We start from the raw sequence: 17008 nt of genomic DNA on the forward strand, positions 1-17008 counted from the left end.
ATTTATCTAATTCGGCTAACTAAAAATCACTACTCATGTTAATTTCTAATAAAACTAGAAGTAGCCTCTTATTTTGCTACTTATTCTTATTGGGATGCTCTGCCTTGTTTTCACAAAGTACAATCCCAGGTAAATTTGCTCCCACTAACGGAAAAACCATGCTCATTATTGGTCAAGATTTGGGCTCAGTTGAAGGTTATGTAAACAGTGGTCAATTTCCTACTCCGGCAGGCGTAACTATGTATACTGATGTGTATACCATGGGAGGGTTAAACAGTATTACCAACTACGGTGCAGGAGATATTGGTTCTCAGGCAGCCTTCGATCGATATCCAAACTCTGCTCTTGCCATTGGTCTTTGGATGGTTGAAGAGGCCGATGGACAAGGAGAAGATCATCCTAATGGATTAACCGAAATCATAAATGGCCAACATAATGATGAATTGGACAAATTCTCAGCTTTTGCTAAAAGAAATGCACCACGGCCTATTTACCTCAGAATAGGATACGAATTCGACGGTCCATGGAACAACTATGATGCAAACAAGTATAAAGCTGCTTATAAATATATTGTAGATTATTTGAATCAAAAACAAGTAACAAATGTTGCCTATGTATGGCAGTCGGCCACTTGGGGAGAAACTCCAGCAAATGGAATTGATAATTATTATCCAGGTGATCAATATGTAGATTATGTAGGGCTTTCCTTTTTCTTTTTTGATGCTAATTTCAATGGAAACAACCTGGACTATATTTTAAGCTTTGCCAGAAATAATAACAAGCCCATTATGATGGCAGAGGTATCTGCACAATACTACGAATTTGACCAAGGGACCTTCCACCCTTTCGACAACCCAGGCTCTCCTACTCAACTAGGTGGACAAAACATTTGGAATCAATATTTTAGAGATCAATTAATTCCTTTTATCGACGACAATAGAGATGTAATACGTTCAGTAGCCTATATCAATGCTGATTGGCAATCACAAGCACAATGGAGGTGGCCTGATGCTGGAAATGGTTTTTGGGGTGATACCAGGATTGAAGCGAATACTACCATTGCAAACAATTGGAGTACCTATATAAATAATGGAAACTTTCTTCATGGAGGTCCTAATCTACTAAGCGATCTTGGAATTACAGGAAGTCCAAACCCTTCCTGTAATGATGGTATTCAAAACGGTGATGAAACTGGTGTAGATTGTGGCGGAAGTTGTGTTCCTTGTAATACTGGAGAAGATGTAATTGTAAAAATTGAAGCTGAATCCGGTAATCTTTCAGGACAAGCACAGTTTTATAATGATGGTGCAGCCAGTAATGGTCAAGGAGTAGCTTATCTGGATAAAATCGGTAATGGATTTACCATTTCAAATGCTCCAAAAGCGGATAAAGTAGAACTCTTTTATGCCTCACAAAACACAGGAAAAATATCTATTTTGATTAATGGACAGGATAAAGGAGACCTTAGTTTCACTTCGAATGGTACATGGGTAGGCTCTTATGCTAAAGCCACCATTGATGTTACGGTATCTGCTGGAGATTCTTTCCAGATTAGAAATGACAGCGGAGATGTAGCTTTAAATGTAGATTACCTCAACTTTATAAGCCAAGATAACGGTGATAATCAACCATGCACTGGATCAGATATCCCTACTGCAGCCGTAAATAAAACTGATGAAACCTCTCAAGGAGCCAATGATGGAACTGTTACCTTTACTTTTCCTGACACTGCCGGAAGAACGAATATCGAATTTAGTATAGATGGTGGTATCACCTACCCTTATAATGTTCTCGACAATAGCCGATCTACTATGGTATCAAACTTATCTCCAGAAACTTATCAATTATATGTGCGATGGGGTAATAATGAATGTCCTGAAAACTTAGGAAATATAACTATCAATGCAGGCGGAAACGGTGGAGGATGTGCCGATTGCATTAATTTTAATCAAACAGGAACATCATCTTTCTCTAATCAAGACAATGCAGCTAACATTGTTATTCAAGATAATGGATCAACAGCATTATTAATGGATAACACTTGGAGAAGAACCAATACCAAATACACCATTACAGCAAATACAGTTATAGAATTTGAATTTAAGAGTACATCTCAAGGCGAAATACATGGTATAGGCTTTGATAGTGATGAATCGTTAACATCCTCACAGGTTTTTCAGTTGTATGGAACACAAAACTGGGGAAATCGAGATTTCAATTATACATCTAATGGCTATACCAATTTTAGTATTCCAGTAGGTAATTTTTATACCGGTAATGATATGTATCTGGTATTAGTGAATGATTTTGATAATGGATCCGGCAACACGAGTAGTTTTCGTAACGTTAGGATTTTTGAAAACAATACGGTTCCAACCTGTAATGATGGTGTCCAAAATGGAAATGAAATCGGCATAGACTGCGGTGGTAACTGCGCCCCTTGTGGTTCAAGCGATCTAAGTGCAAAACTACTGCCTCCCAATGATAAAATATTACTTACCATTGGCCAGGATCTCAAAACAGTAAGAGATTATAATGAAGGAGGCGTGCAAGCAAAAGATTTTCCTGTAATGGGAGGAACTACTACATATATTTCATTTTACAGTATCCTAGACTCACAATTCCCGCAATATGGTGCTTTAGGGGAAACAGCAAGCGGAGGAATTGCAACTAATGGAGGTGGATCAACTATTGATGTAGATTGGGGAGCAGGGCCGCTAAATGCTAGAAGTTCTATTTTGGCATATCCAGACTCCAGTTTATCTATCGGATTAAGTATGACTGAAGGAGAAGCTACTGGAAGTGGGATTAACTATTGGTGTCAAGGGTGTTTGGCTCAAGTTGGGCAAGGTCAATGGGACAATCAAATCAAAAGGCTAGCTACATTCTGCAAAAAATATGGAGATCGCGCTATCTACTTAAGAATTGGATATGAATTTGATGGAAACTGGAATGTTGGATATGAAAATAGAACTAATTATATCAATGCATACAAACGTATAGTAGATGTAATGCGTGCTGAAGGGGTAACTAATGTAGCCTATGTATGGCAATCTAGCTCATCTCCCATCGATGATGTTCTTGATATACAATTTGGAGAAGGTAACTTTGGAAATATCCAAAGCTGGTATCCTGGTGATAATTATGTAGATTGGATGGGGTTATCCTGGTTTGTTACGCCTGATGAAATTACTTCTGTCTTACCAGGTATACCAACGCAAAAACAAAAAGCAGATGAAGTTGTCAATTTTGCTAGAAACAAAAAAAAACCAGTTTATATTGCAGAATCAACCCCACAAGGATACGATCTAGTTAATTTAAACGATTGTAATATTTCTGAAGTGTGGGATGGTAACGCAGCGGAAGGATGTAATAACAAATCTGCTAACGTAATCTGGAATGAGTGGTTCTCTCCATTTTTTCAGTATATCTACGATAATCAGGATGTGATTAGACAAGTACATTATATAAATGCAAATTGGGAAGATGACATGGCTTTATTTGGACAAGGTAATAGAGCAAATGGATATTGGGGTCGCGCAGGAGTACATGTAAACAATGCTATTGCTAATAACTGGAAAACTGAAATAGAAAAACCTATATGGTTACACGGTAGTGACAATCTAAATAGTACATTATTACAATCTCAATTACGTTCAAACTCTAACCAAATAATAATAAATACAAAACTCAACATAGCGTTATTTCCAAACCCTACCGATAGTGTATTTACTGTAAAAGGTGAAAATTTATCTCACATAGTAATTAGCGATCTAAATGGCAGAATTATAAAACAAGTTATTGCGAATCCAAAAGCTCTCGAACTAAGAATAAACATGAAAGATATTCAAAAGGGAATGTATTTGGTATCTATAAGAGATATAAACAACACCAAAATCATAAAAAGGCTTGTCATTGATTGAATCAAACTCAACTAACACTAGGAGCGTAATCTTCTAGTGATACTAATCATTTATGATAAGAAAAGGGCTGATCTTAAAAAATCAGCCTTTTTTACTTGCAATTATTTCAACAACAGAAAATATACATTAACTGCTGCTCCCAATTCCTATCTTCTTTTTCAAATAGGGAGTAAGTCGATCATATAATGGTATAAAAACCTTTTCTTTTATATTTTCCGCATCTTGAGAATAATATACTTTGTTTACTTCATGCCTTGCGCTGCCCAATAATTGGTGCATATGTAGCATTTTGAAGGCTATAACTTCGTTAATATTTTTTCCCAGATCATCACAGCCAAAAATTCCTGGTGTATTTGCCACAGAAAGTAAAATATTCTTTAATTGATGATCTTCATTAGCCAAATCGTAAAGTACCTGAAGAAAAACCTGTTCGTACAAATCTCCAGCTCCCATGCTCCAATCCGTTTTGGGAGTTTCTTCTTTTGCTAACGTACCTAAAGAAAATGCCTCTTCGGGGTTAATACCCAAAACTTTAAATATTTCATTTAAATTGCCTTGTTTTCCGCCATTGTTTTTAATTAACACGCCAATATCTTCTTTTTCAGTATCACTTAAAACACCCTGTACCATATACTCATATCCAAGTAACAATATAGCTTCTCTCATTACCTTATATTTTTCTGGGTGTTCTTTTTTCATCCTAATAAATATCCCTCTTGCCGTGGCAGTGCCTATCGCCATATTAGAAATCAATAACTCAGCACCAAAAGCATTATCGGCTATACGTCTAATTCCACCAGAGGTTAGTTTCTGATCTGACCACTTTAAAAAATCAAACCTATCAGAGTATGTTTTTCCTTCTATAATTTCTTTCATTCGGATTACATGTCGGTATGATAACGCTTCTCCATTTGGGCCAGCAGCTTCATTATCTCCAAAAACGCCAGGCCAATCCATATTAGTACCCCAAACTGGTCTAGGTTTATCTCCATGACATCGAATGCAAGATGCGGGGTTTTTATGGAGTTTTGGTTTTTCTTTTGTAAAATCAAACTGAGAAAATTCCCAAGCACCGCTACTTTCATTCAATTCTGCACAATCCAAAAGATTATACTTCGGATCATCTGGCTTCGTACTTATATTCATTAAAAATGTCCCATCTGATCCAAACAAAACTATTCGGGGAAACCTTAAATTAGATTGCCCTTCTCCTTTAGTATGTTCCACAAGAGAAAAGTTATTCCTAAAATGCTCTGGTAAACGATTTAGTAATCCGGTAATCGTTGTTATCTTATTTGTTTTAATAAACCCCATAACCCCTTCAATAGTCATTTCAGGATCTCCCTTTTTAGCAGGAGGATCTAAATTATCTAATCTAACAATAACATCATTTACAGCAGTTGGACAAAGAAGTTTTCCAGTAAGCCTTCCTCCTGTGCTTACGTAGTCTTTCGCGGTGGACACTATTGACTGATTTTTAACGTTTGTTTTGGTGTCACAACCTAATAGAAATATAAAAATTAATAAGGAACCTAAACTACTCGATACTGACTTCATTAATCGTATGTTTTTAGCAAAAAAACAGAATTTTATCTAAAAAAGAAGAGCAAGAACTGCATTTAGCACAAAATGCGTGGTAAAAGTGTATGGATCAGGAACTGCTGAAGTAATTGTAATTAGTAATTTAATAGCTTTTTTAAAGAAATTAGCTAAAACGATTGAGTTCATATTTTTTTTACTAAAAAATGAACCATAAACTTTAAGTAAACATTAAAATTGTATAGACATGAAACGTGTATTTAATCTAGTTATTTTTGCAACACTATTTTTAGGTTTCCTAGGAGCTTGTGAAAATGAAGAATTTGCTCAAGCTACTTCAGTATCTAAAATCATCTCACCAGACGGCAAAGCAAGTTGCCCTAACTCACATCCTTTCGAAGCCTGTGGTGCTTGTTGGACAGATGCCGCTCAGGCACAATCAGGAGGATGTAACGACACTGGTAATGGAAATAATGGCGGAGATGGAAATAATGGTGATGGAGACCAAAATAATAACTGTCCATCCTCACATCCTTATGCTGCATGTGGGCAGTGCTGGACAGATGCTAACCAAGCACAAGCAGGTGGATGTAATGATACAGGAGGAGGAAACGACGGTGGTGGAAATGACGGCGGTGGAGATAATGGAGGAGGAACACCTTGCGGAGATTATAATTATAATCCCGATAACACTACCTGTGTGGTGGTGGTTGCCAATGGAAGTGGATGTATGAATAGCGACGGTTTATTTGTCAGTTCTAAAGGAATTGTTAGTAATCCGTGTAATACAAAAGAAGCCGTTTTAGATATCGAAAGAAATCTGGGTATTAATATTAGTAATCAATTTATTGAATCTAGTGGTTATCAAGGAAACGTACCTTCTATCAACCCTACAATGACCAAAAGTGACTTCATTATATACATGAAAGCTCTGTTTATAGGTATTAATATTGCTGGTAAAACTGGGGATCAATATGCTACAGAATTTGCAGATTTACTGGACACCAATAATGACGGTATTTTAACAAGAAATGAAGCTAGTCAAGCTAAAGGTTCTGACCCACGTCAAGTATTAAATTTAGAACCTATTTTCACTATTAATGGCGGACTTGCAACAGATGATGTATTAGCATACGTAGGGTTATACCTGGGTGATGGTGCCTTAGATAAATATGCTGGAGACTTGCCTCAAAGTGTTCAGGATAATATGGCAAATTTCACCAGAACATGGCAACCTGGCGTAAATGCTGCATCTAAAAGATATGATTCGAATAACAAGTAATTCCCCATTTAATTATTCGCAACATATTCGTTGTGATTTGCCCTAAAGTGGATTGTAAGGGTTTGGTATTTTTTTACCAAACCCTTATACTCTTTCTAGCTTTCCGATAGAATTTACAAACCTTTCTTATAAATTGAAGGCATATTTTAAACAATGACTAAGAAGAAAAGAATAACGTTAAAAGATATAGCTAACGAATTTAATGTATCGATAGCTACGGTATCCAAGGCCATAAATGATAGTTACGAAATAAGTACTAAAACCAAGGCTAAAATACAGCAATATGCAAAAGAGCATCACTACAAACCTAACAGCATTGCCCTAAACCTACAAAACCGAAAAACGAAAACCATTGGCGTTATTATACCTAATATTCTAAATCATTTCTTTACTAAAGTATTTGTTGGGATCGAAAAAGTTGCTACCGAAAAAGGGTACAACCTTATCACCTGTATTTCGAATGAATCTTATGAAAAAGAAGTAAGTGCGATGGAACTTCTTAAAAATTCTGCTTTGGACGGATTTATTCTTTCTATAGCAGAAGAAACACAGATAAAACAAAAGTTCAGCCATTTTCAAAACGCCATAAACCAAGGTATTCCTATAGTGATGTTTGATCGGGTAATAGATCAAATTGAATGCGATAAAGTCATTGTAAATGACAAAGAGGGAGCCTATAATGCTACGAACTATTTCATTGAAACAGGTTGTAAAAATATTGCGATTGTATCTACTATAGATAACCTTAGTGTAGGAAAGCTACGCTTGGAAGGGTACAAAAAAGCGCTTGAGGAAGCTGGTATTCCAATAGATGAATCCTTAATTTTAAAGATTGATGAATTTCATGATATCGATACCTCACTAAAAATAGTATTAGATTCAAAAAAGGTAGATGCTATGTTATGTCTAGAAGAAGATTCTGCAGTAAGTACACTGAGAATGGTGCTCTCTAAGGGATATAAGATACCAGAAGACATTTCAATCATTGGTTTTACGAATGGAGTTCTACCAAGACATGTGACTCCTGCGATTACCACTGTAAGTCAACATGGGATCTATCTAGGGGAAACTGCAACAAAAATGCTTATAGAGCGACTTGAAAACGAAAATTCTGAAACCTCGCATACTACCAAAGTAATTAAAACTAATCTCATTGAACGTGAAACAACAAAACCTCTTCCCTACTAACCTATAGTGCTAAAAGCAAACTCAATCTCGTTCTTATAATATTTCCCTGCTTTTAAAATGGAAGATGGAAAATTAGTATGATTTGGTGCATCCGGATAGTTTTGTGCTTCGAAACATATTGCCGGAAATTTATCATATTTCGCATCTTTTCTAAAGTTCCAATTTGGAAACCTTTCGGGAGTATATACAACTGCTGCTGGCTGATTGGTGCGCATTTCCATTTTTAAACCACTTTCTTTTGAAATAAAGGTTGCTTTCACTTCGCTTTCAGGCTCAAAAATCAACGTATCATCAAGTATTCCTTCTCTATCCAAGTGTTTTAAATTTGAAGTTTCAAGAAAGTTAAATTTTGTATCTATTACAGGTTTTATTTCACCTGTTGGTAACTGATTTTGATATAGATTTAGATACTTTGAACAATTTAATTGAAGTGAATGATCTATAATTGTACCTGAGCCATTTAGATTATAATAGGCATGATTAGTAAGGTTAACTACTGTATCTTTATCTGAGATTGCTTGATATGTAATTTTTAATTTGTTATCATTAGTCAATTGATAGGTTACTTTTACTTGAAGGTTTCCGGGATATCCTTCTTCCATATCTTCACTTAGGTATGAAAGAGAGACCGACAAATCATCTTCATTGATATAATCTATGTCCCACATTTTTTCATCAAAACCATTTTTCCCGCCATGTAGGTGTACTCCGTTTTCATGATACAAAGGATATTCTTTATTAGTTATTTTTACTTTTTTGTTCGAGATTCTTCCGGCATATCTTCCTATGGAGGCACCAAGAAATTTTGATTCTTTGGTTTTTGATTTTTCCATATAGTCCTCTAGTGAATCAAAACCAACGACAACATTGGTGAAGTTTCCCGATACGTCAGGGACATCCAGGCTCATAAGCGTAGCTGCAAAATTAGTAATACGCAATCGCATTCCATTATCATTTTGTACTGATAAAACTAATAGTTCTTTTTGATTATAAAAACCAAATGATTTTTGCTTGATCTTTCTTTTTAGTGTCTTCAATATTGAATTTCTTTATTTATTCTTGTGCCAGAGTTTATCGTATAGTCCTGGATAAGATTTGATATATTTCGGGTGTGATGTAATTTTTCTCCATCGTTTACTGATGGAGTCGCTAAGATGCAATCGAGCATCAATATTCTTAAATGTTGGATTATCAAACCACATACGATGAGCATCCCAATGGCAGTTTATATAATGAACTGCCTTTACCACATCCTGATTTTCATCAATAGTTTTAAAAAATGGAATAAACCATTTTTGCCAGGCTTCTTCAGCTTGTTCGGGATTACTTAATTGCGTCTCGATGGTATTTCCCGTTGTTTTCGCATCGGGAGCTGAAATTGTTGGTGAAGCTTCCGCAATAAACACTGGTTTTCCTTTTTTTCGCGCAAAGGCAATCATTTTTTGATCTTCCCAACGGTTAAAAAATGAAAAACCTAACCAGTCTACATAATCATCACCAGGATACCAAGATTCTAATTGTCCTGCTTCTGGAGACATAAATCCTGTAGATTGCCATACAAAAGCAGTATTTGTAACTCCTTTTGCTCGAATCATATCTACCATTCTTTTATATGCCGTTATTGTACTTTTTTGATCATAGTGATTCCAAGGATCCCCATCAAACTCATAAGCAATACGCAAGAATACAGGTCTTCTACCTAGTGACAATAAGAAATCAGCTAGTTTATTGATATAATCATCATGAGTTCCATCAGCTACTTTTTCCTCATGATTCACAAATTGAAGTCCTATGGCAAGTGCCATATTTTTGTAATCCTCATCTTCTAATTGCATACTAACGTTATAATCATTATCTCCCCAATCATCTGTTTCCCATATACCATCCAAACCTTTCTGTGTTCTTCCGAAAGAATTTTCTCCTGGATTAATATTGGTATAAGTAGTCCAACCGGCAGGTTTATCAAAATGATCAAGGTAACCATCGTTGTATTCCTCTAAACCACCTACAGCTTCTAATTCCTGGCCAACAAAAAGCAGCACTTCTCCTTCTGCTGGTTCGAACTTAGCTAGCTTTTTTTTGGTTGTCGTTTCTTCCTTATTTGCAACTACTTCCTGGGTTTCTTTGTTTGCTTGTTTCTGATTGCAGCTCAAAAAAACATAAGCACATAACAACAGTACTATCTTTTTATACATAATCATTTATTTTTGTTTATCTCTTTATATTCAAACCAATCAAAATCTGCATGTTTTCTATTGTAAGCCAAGTCCTGACAACACATCCCTACAAACATTCCTGTAAACGCAGGCCTATATCGTTCGTCTCCCTCTCTGACATAATCATCTGATAGTATACTAGCATCTAATACTGCTCCTATAGGGCTAAAATTAGCTTCTTGATCAAGACTATAATAAAACTGAAGCTGATCATAATCTAAAACTCCTTTTAAAACAATACTTTTTTGATCAGTAATATCTATTTCTTGTTCTTGTTCAATCATTTCAAAATGATCTGAGGAGATGATTTTGAGTATTTTTTTGGTTCCCTCATAATTTGAAGTTACATGCAGGTAATGGTAATGTCCCGTGTTATAATAAAATACAAGTCCCGCCATTTCAAGAATGGTTTTCGGGTTAAATTCTAAAGAAGTTGAGGCCTCTATTTGAAAGTGTTGTACTCTTCTCGCTACTAGTACTTGTGTATGAGTAGATGTAAGACTTTCTTTTCCTTTAAGACGAAGGAAACCTTTTCTTTCACAAAGTGAAACCCAACTCTCGTCTTTAGGAATTCGTAAGGATTGAAAATCTATACGAAGTTCCTCTGAATCGAAATTATCTCTAATTGGCGACTTTTCGAACCGATATTCTTCAACATCTGGTCCAGGAACTTCTAATCTGGGTAATTGTGACCCGTTTTTTAGATAAGGCCAACCATCCGATTTCCATGCTATTTCTTCAATGGCAGTTTCTCTTCCTAAAATACATCTACCTTGTTCTGACAAGGGTCTTCCAACCAGAAAAACTACATACCATTTTCCATCTATTGTTTGCACAAAATCACCATGTCCCGCTTTCTGGAGTGCGTGTTTTTTATTTTCCCTACAAGTCACAATCGAGGTATCAGGATGTAGCTCATAAGGACCAAATAAAGACATTGATCTGGCTATAGATACTGTATGACCATATTCAGTACCTCCTTCAGCCAAAATCAAATAATAATATCCATCTTTTTTAAAGAGATGAGGTCCTTCAGTACACCCCAAAGATGATCCTGGATGTATATAATGCGCCTCACCTACTAGTTGCTTTTGAACAGGATCATATTCTTGTAATTCTATTCCACCAAAAAACTTGTGTTGTCTATGATCAACAAGCATATTGAGGAAATATTTTTTTCCATCACTATCATGAAACATGGATCCATCAAACCCTCTGGAGCTTAGGTAAATCGGATCTGACCATTCACCAGTAATATCTTCTGTGGTCACCAAATAATTGGGAGTATCTTTCCAAACTCCGTCAAAGGACTTGACGTTAGAATATACTAAATAAAACACACCCTTATCATACGATAGACAAGGTGCCCATATCCCACAGGAATCTGGGTTACCTTTCATATCTAATTGAGATATTCTATGAAGTGGTTGTGCAATTACTTTCCAGTTTTTAAGATCTTTGGAATGGTGTATTTGCACTCCGGGAAACCATTCGAAAGTTGATGTGGCAATATAATAATCCGCTCCTACTCGTATAATCGAAGGATCGGGATTAAAACCTCTTAATATTGGATTTTGAATAGTATTCATTAGTTTCTGATCAGTTCTTTTTCTAGTTGTTCTAATGATTTTCCTTTAGTTTCTGGTAAAATTTTGAATAACATGAAGAATCCAACAAGTGCTATTGCTCCGAAAATGAAGAAACTCATTGCATTACCCAAATTTGATAACTCCCAGGGAAATATCTGCTGAACTACCCAACTTGCAAATCCATTTACAAAGCCAATAATACCAATTGCCAGTCCCTTATATTTACTTGGATATAATTCTGATAGCATCACCCACATTACAGGTCCCAATGAAAATGCAAAACATGCAATGAAGCCTAGAATACCTATCAATACCAAAGTGGCATTCATCGTGGTGGCTGCTTCTAAAATAGCTCCTTCATTTTTGCCATACAACTGAGAACCCAAAGCAGATTTCATATCATTTTTGAATTCCAAATCATTATCGTAAACCTTTCCTGCAAAGTTTTCTAGTTTTGTTTTATCAATAAATTCAAACTGTTCAATTTCTTCTGATGACAATTGATAAGTTGCTTGATTGAAGCCATAGGCGCAAAGTAGCAAGCTAACGGCTATTCCTGCTATACCTATTAGCATTAAAGGTCGTCTTCCTAATTTATCAATTAAGAAGATAGCAACTATTGTAAAGATCACTGTTGTTAAGCTTAATAATATCCCAGAGGCAAAGGATGCATCGGTTCCTATTCCCGTTTGTTTAAATATAGATGTAGCATAAAAATATATTGCATTTATTCCTGTTACTTGTTGCAAAATTCCTATGATCAAACCCACAATAACTATAAATCGTAAGGCTGGTTTTAAGAACTCTTTCAAGGTAACCTTAGGTTTATTTTTCTGTTCATTAATAAAATTTTTGATTGAATTAATTTCAATTTCTGCTTTCGCTTTACCGTGTAAATCCATAAGGACTTTTTCTGCTTCAGAAGTTTTTCCTTTCAAATACAACCATCTGGGTCCTTTAGGCACAAAAAACATCAATAAGAAATAAAGAATGGCAGGAATTAACTCTACGCCTAGCATCCATCTCCATACATTTTCATCTGTTAAGAAGGTACTTTCCCCAGAATTGGCGCTATTGAAATAGTAATTACTCAAAAATGCTGCAAAAAAACCTAGTACTATATTTAATTGCTGTATGGACACCAGTTTTCCTCTATTATCAGAAGTTGAGATTTCTGCGATATATATGGGTGCTAAAATAAGTGCTGCTCCAAAAGCTAATCCTCCTATCATACGAGCGATGTATAACATTTCATAGGATACAGCGTAGGCAGATAAAATTGCCGATAGCGCATATAAAAAAGCTACTACAATGAGTATTCTTTTTCTACCAATATAATCACTTAAAGGGCCAGCAAATAGCATCGCAAACATTGCCATGAACGAAGGTGAACTTACTGCCCATCCCACTTGCATATCGTCTAAATTGAATTCCGGTCCTGCATAAGACATGACACCAGAGATAATTCCGGCATCAAAGCCAAACAAAAAACCTCCTAAGGATACTACAAATGCTACAAATACTGATTTTTTCATATACTATTTATGTTTCTATTTTTCCTTTGGAAATTTTAATTTTGTTTGTTCTCTAACATCATCTACTATTTTAATCAGATCCAAGCTATTTTGATGCGACCAGATCTCACTCTCTATTTTTTGATTTCTGATACATAAATGACATTCTTCTATTTCATAGGTGAATCCCTTTCCTTTGGTAGGAAAGTGATAATCAACCACCTGATCGTTTTTAACAACCGAATATGATTGCGTCTCATGCCAGATAGAATTCAGGCAAATTCTTCCTTTGGCTCCACTAATGGTAGCTACCATATTTGAAGGAGAAACAAAACTACTATGCAAAACTGCCTGAGCATTTTGATACTGTAAAATCATGGATGTTTGTTTGTCTGCTCCTGATTCATAAAAATTAGCAGAAGCTAACACTTTATGTGGAGATCCTAAAATTACATAGGCCAAAAACAATGGATATACGCCCATATCTAACAGAGAACCTCCACCATTTTGAACATTGATCATTCTTTCTGATGGTGTCCCTACATTAAAAGCAAAATCAGCATTAATATATTTTATTTCACCGACTTCTCCGCTCTTTATTTTCAGTAATACTTCTTGCAACGAAGGGTTAAAACGTGTCCAAAAGGCTTCCATAAAAAACTTGTTATTTGCCCTGGATGTTTCTACCATTTGCAAGGCCTCGTTGAAATTGAGTGCTACAGGTTTCTCACAAAGCACATGTTTCCCTTGTTCTAAACATTTTATTGTTAAGCTTGCGTGAGAATCATGAGGTGTTGCAATATAAATAATATCAATATCAGGATCTTTCATTACTTCTGTATACGACCCATAACTCTTTTTGACAGCGTATTGTTTAGCAAATTTTTGAGCTTTGTCTATTGTTCTAGAAGCCACCGCAACTATTTCTGCATCAGATACAAGTGTTAGATCTTGGGCAAATTGATGTGCTATATTACCCAAACCTATTATCCCCCATTTTACCTTTTTAAACGCTGTCATTAATCGATTTCTTTTTTTACCATAAATGGAATATTACCGCCTCCTGCTTTGCCTTTATTATCATACACATAGGCAAAAATTCTATATTCTCCTTCTTTGGGTGCAACAAAACTGAACTTGCCTTCTTGATCCGAAATAACTTCAATATTTATATAAGGTGGTTCTAATTCTATCTCGCCTCCCTGGCTTCTAGTAACTACTTCTTTTCTAATTATCCATTTGTAAACCAAAGTATCATTATCCGGTTCTGAAGCAAATACTTGAGCGGTATATGTTTCATTTGCCTTTAGATACACATTGTCAGTTGCTTTTTTACCATCAAGCCACAATGAATCTACTCTTGGCGCTCGGTTTTCTGGATATTTCCCAGTCCATAATTTAGTTAAGTTGTCTATGGTTTCTGTTTGACTTCCGTCTTTATGAAACATTCCGTACCAGGTTGGCGTACGCTCTTGTTTTTGCCCCCATTCGAAAGCAAATCCTCCTAAACATTTACCAGAAGTATTGTTAATCAATCCTTTTTGTATCCTGTGTAAAATACCATCAGCTTTCGGACCACTAACTTCTTCAATTTCTCTATTCCAGGCTGTTTTTGGCATTTCCCAGAATCCCATAGGGCCAAATTCTGTGATCATATATGGTTTTTGAATACCAGTATTCTTCATGCGTTCTTCTACATTTTCCAAATCGCCATATACCTGTACCGAAACAATATCAATCTGAGGGCAACGTTCTAGGGCTACTTTTAAATGCTCCTTGACAACCCCAGCAAACGTCATAGTAACAGGGTGATTGGGATCTTCTTTGTGTATGAAATCCACTATGTCTGTCATTGCATCGTACACTTTGGGATTTACAGGCCGTAGTGTACCATTTTCATTAAAAAGTAAATTCAATTCGTTCCCCACTACCCAGCACAATACATTAGGATGATTCTTATATCTTTTTATAATGGCTTTTACTTTTTTTAATTGCTTAGCAACTGCTCTTCTATCGTTATAATCAAAGCCGTAAAGTTCTTTCCCTATACTAATTCCCATAGCTACCATGAATCCGTACTTTTCGGCAGCAGCCAATTCTGTTCCCGCATTTTTTACTGTCCAGGTTCTAAAAGCATTTCCTCCAGCTTTATGTAAAGCTTCAAAATCATGACCATCAACATAATTGATGCCTACTCCTTTTATTTCAAATTTCTCATTATTGACGTAGAAATTATATTGTCCGTCAACTTCTTTAACTTCTACCATAGAAGGTTTAGCATAATTCTTGTCTTTTTTCTGAGCTGTTGTTTTGACAGAAAGAAAAAGAATACTCATAAAAGTTAAAAACAAACTGTACTTTCTCATTTAATTACGTTCTTCTATTACTTCACTTGTTGAAAATCTATAGCGCATATTTCGGTATATACATATATCTGTTATATCTTCTGGAGTTCCTACAGGAACTGCTCTAAAATTAGATGAAACCCTATCTTTTTTCACAGGCATTACCCTATGCCAGCAATGTCCATGAAGAAAAATAACGGTTCCTTTTTTTGGTCTAAATACCAATTGTCCCTCCATATCTTCATTAGGAATACCTGCTGGGAGCATTCCTGCTTTATGGGTTTTAGGAAAAATCACAATTTCTCCTCCTGTTTCTTCGGTAATATCATGAGTATATACCAATCTATTAAGATTATATAACCTTTCATCATCTGGTGAACAATCCTGATGCCATGCCTGACCAACACTTCCTGCTTTAGAAAACATCATCATACAATACAAATTGTTCCAACCGTCTTTTAAAATAATATCGGTAATCGAATTAAAATGCTTATCATTATTGATTCTTTCAAAATCTCGTTTTCCTTCTCTATATGGAAACCAAGGGATTACTTCTACGGCAGATTTTGTAATAAACTCGTTGGTATGTTCCCAATCTGGATTCACTCCATAATGATCGAGTATCTTAGTATTATACGCATCCATTAATGCTGAACTGAAAAAGTTTTCAAAAACTATGAAACCATTTTCCCAAAATTCATCTACTATTAAATCCTCATCCATATTATTTCTTAGTTTTATCGTCCTCAAAACTATGCTTCCATCAATTGTGCATCTTCCAAAAATTTCTTCAGACCACTATCGGTTAATGGGTGCTTTAGCAACCCTTCTATTGCAGAAAGCGGACCTGTCATAACATCTGCTCCTATTTTGGCGCAATTCACAACATGCATGGTATGTCTTACCGATGCTGCAAGAATCTGTGTTTCAAAACCATAGTTATCATATACGCTTCGTATCTCCTTAATAAGTAATAAACCATCTGTTGAAATATCATCCAATCTTCCTATAAATGGAGATACGTATGTTGCTCCGGCTTTAGCAGCGAGCAACGCTTGTCCACAGGAAAAAACCAACGTACAATTTGTTTTGATTCCTTTATCTGTAAAATATTTTATGGCTTTTATTCCATCTTTTATCATTGGTATTTTTACCACAATTTGAGAATGCAAAGCAGCCAGTTCTTCACCTTCTCTAATCATTTCATCTAAGGTAGTTCCAATAACCTCTGCAGAAACATCTCCTTCGACAACTTCACAAATATTGCGATAGTGATTTAGTATATTTTCTTTCCCATTAACACCTTCTTTTGCCATTAATGATGGATTCGTAGTTACCCCATCTAATACACCTAATGACTGCGCTTCTTTTATCTGATCTAAATTTGCTGTATCAATAAAAAATTTCATATG

13 protein-coding genes are annotated in these 17008 nt (G+C 35.6%); 3 read left to right on the forward strand and 10 right to left on the reverse strand.

Features of this window, described 5'->3' with window-relative positions:
- Positions 1-35: 35 nt before the first annotated feature.
- Entirely contained in the window at positions 36-3923 is a 3888-nt protein-coding gene (locus tag Q0975_RS06175) for a glycosyl hydrolase (RefSeq protein ID WP_299434448.1), read from the forward strand.
- Between the two features lie 126 nt (positions 3924-4049).
- Here Q0975_RS06175 and Q0975_RS06180 read toward each other — a convergent pair whose 3' ends face one another.
- Together Q0975_RS06180 and Q0975_RS06185 are read right to left on the reverse strand one after the other, a co-directional pair.
- On the reverse strand, positions 4050-5480 hold the full coding sequence (locus Q0975_RS06180) for a hypothetical protein (protein ID WP_299434450.1): 1431 nt from the start codon (positions 5478-5480) through the stop codon (positions 4050-4052).
- A gap of 36 nt (positions 5481-5516) precedes the next feature.
- The gene (locus Q0975_RS06185) at positions 5517-5651 is read right to left on the reverse strand and encodes a hypothetical protein (protein ID WP_299434452.1); all 135 of its coding nucleotides are present in this window, start codon (positions 5649-5651) and stop codon (positions 5517-5519) included.
- 58 nt (positions 5652-5709) lie between these two features.
- Between Q0975_RS06185 and Q0975_RS06190 the strand changes: the two genes are divergently transcribed.
- Positions 5710-6744, forward strand: a complete 1035-nt coding sequence (locus Q0975_RS06190; protein WP_299434454.1) for a hypothetical protein — start codon at positions 5710-5712, stop codon at positions 6742-6744.
- 153 nt (positions 6745-6897) lie between these two features.
- Complete coding sequence (locus Q0975_RS06195) at positions 6898-7932, forward strand: LacI family DNA-binding transcriptional regulator (RefSeq protein WP_299434456.1); 1035 nt, start codon at positions 6898-6900, stop codon at positions 7930-7932.
- Here the strand turns inward: Q0975_RS06195 and Q0975_RS06200 are convergent.
- Genes Q0975_RS06200 through fsa form a run of 8 tightly spaced genes read right to left on the reverse strand, consistent with a single transcriptional unit; the run spans position 7929 to position 17005 of the window.
- A complete protein-coding gene (locus Q0975_RS06200) occupies positions 7929-8969 on the reverse strand; it encodes an aldose epimerase family protein (protein WP_299434458.1) in 1041 nt (346 codons plus the stop codon). The genes Q0975_RS06195 and Q0975_RS06200 overlap by 4 nt on opposite strands.
- Before the next feature lie 12 nt (positions 8970-8981).
- Positions 8982-10127, reverse strand: a complete 1146-nt coding sequence (locus Q0975_RS06205) for a glycosyl hydrolase (RefSeq protein WP_299434460.1) — start codon at positions 10125-10127, stop codon at positions 8982-8984.
- Positions 10128-10129: 2 nt separating this feature from the next.
- Complete coding sequence (locus Q0975_RS06210; RefSeq protein ID WP_299434462.1) at positions 10130-11737, reverse strand: glycoside hydrolase family 43 protein; 1608 nt, start codon at positions 11735-11737, stop codon at positions 10130-10132.
- Positions 11737-13272, reverse strand: a complete 1536-nt coding sequence (locus tag Q0975_RS06215) for a sugar porter family MFS transporter (RefSeq protein ID WP_299434464.1) — start codon at positions 13270-13272, stop codon at positions 11737-11739. The genes Q0975_RS06210 and Q0975_RS06215 overlap by 1 nt, the downstream gene beginning before the upstream one ends.
- 15 nt (positions 13273-13287) lie before the next feature.
- The gene (locus Q0975_RS06220) at positions 13288-14271 is read right to left on the reverse strand and encodes a Gfo/Idh/MocA family oxidoreductase (protein ID WP_299434466.1); all 984 of its coding nucleotides are present in this window, start codon (positions 14269-14271) and stop codon (positions 13288-13290) included.
- A complete protein-coding gene (locus tag Q0975_RS06225; RefSeq protein ID WP_299434468.1) occupies positions 14271-15617 on the reverse strand; it encodes a glycoside hydrolase family 2 TIM barrel-domain containing protein in 1347 nt (448 codons plus the stop codon). The genes Q0975_RS06220 and Q0975_RS06225 overlap by 1 nt, the downstream gene beginning before the upstream one ends.
- A complete protein-coding gene (locus Q0975_RS06230; RefSeq protein WP_299434470.1) occupies positions 15618-16319 on the reverse strand; it encodes a phytanoyl-CoA dioxygenase family protein in 702 nt (233 codons plus the stop codon).
- Between the two features lie 29 nt (positions 16320-16348).
- A complete protein-coding gene (gene fsa / locus Q0975_RS06235; RefSeq protein ID WP_299434472.1) occupies positions 16349-17005 on the reverse strand; it encodes a fructose-6-phosphate aldolase in 657 nt (218 codons plus the stop codon).
- Positions 17006-17008 lie beyond the last annotated feature (3 nt).

This window comes from uncultured Aquimarina sp. (assembly GCF_947500065.1).
In the GTDB taxonomy this organism is placed as follows: domain Bacteria; phylum Bacteroidota; class Bacteroidia; order Flavobacteriales; family Flavobacteriaceae; genus Aquimarina.

Excerpts from the sequence above, each read along its gene's own strand:
- Q0975_RS06175 (WP_299434448.1), top strand. The coding sequence starts at position 36 with ATGTTAATTTCTAATAAAACTAGAAGTAGCCTCTTATTTTGCTACTTA.
- Q0975_RS06180 (WP_299434450.1), bottom strand. The coding sequence starts at position 5,480 with ATGAAGTCAGTATCGAGTAGTTTAGGTTCCTTATTAATTTTTATATTT.
- Q0975_RS06185 (WP_299434452.1), bottom strand. The coding sequence starts at position 5,651 with ATGAACTCAATCGTTTTAGCTAATTTCTTTAAAAAAGCTATTAAATTA.
- Q0975_RS06190 (WP_299434454.1), top strand. The coding sequence starts at position 5,710 with ATGAAACGTGTATTTAATCTAGTTATTTTTGCAACACTATTTTTAGGT.
- Q0975_RS06195 (WP_299434456.1), top strand. The coding sequence starts at position 6,898 with ATGACTAAGAAGAAAAGAATAACGTTAAAAGATATAGCTAACGAATTT.
- Q0975_RS06205 (WP_299434460.1), bottom strand. The coding sequence starts at position 10,127 with ATGTATAAAAAGATAGTACTGTTGTTATGTGCTTATGTTTTTTTGAGC.
- Q0975_RS06210 (WP_299434462.1), bottom strand. The coding sequence starts at position 11,737 with ATGAATACTATTCAAAATCCAATATTAAGAGGTTTTAATCCCGATCCT.
- Q0975_RS06215 (WP_299434464.1), bottom strand. The coding sequence starts at position 13,272 with ATGAAAAAATCAGTATTTGTAGCATTTGTAGTATCCTTAGGAGGTTTT.
- Q0975_RS06220 (WP_299434466.1), bottom strand. The coding sequence starts at position 14,271 with ATGACAGCGTTTAAAAAGGTAAAATGGGGGATAATAGGTTTGGGTAAT.
- Q0975_RS06225 (WP_299434468.1), bottom strand. The coding sequence starts at position 15,617 with ATGAGAAAGTACAGTTTGTTTTTAACTTTTATGAGTATTCTTTTTCTT.
- Q0975_RS06230 (WP_299434470.1), bottom strand. The coding sequence starts at position 16,319 with ATGGATGAGGATTTAATAGTAGATGAATTTTGGGAAAATGGTTTCATA.
- fsa (WP_299434472.1), bottom strand. The coding sequence starts at position 17,005 with ATGAAATTTTTTATTGATACAGCAAATTTAGATCAGATAAAAGAAGCG.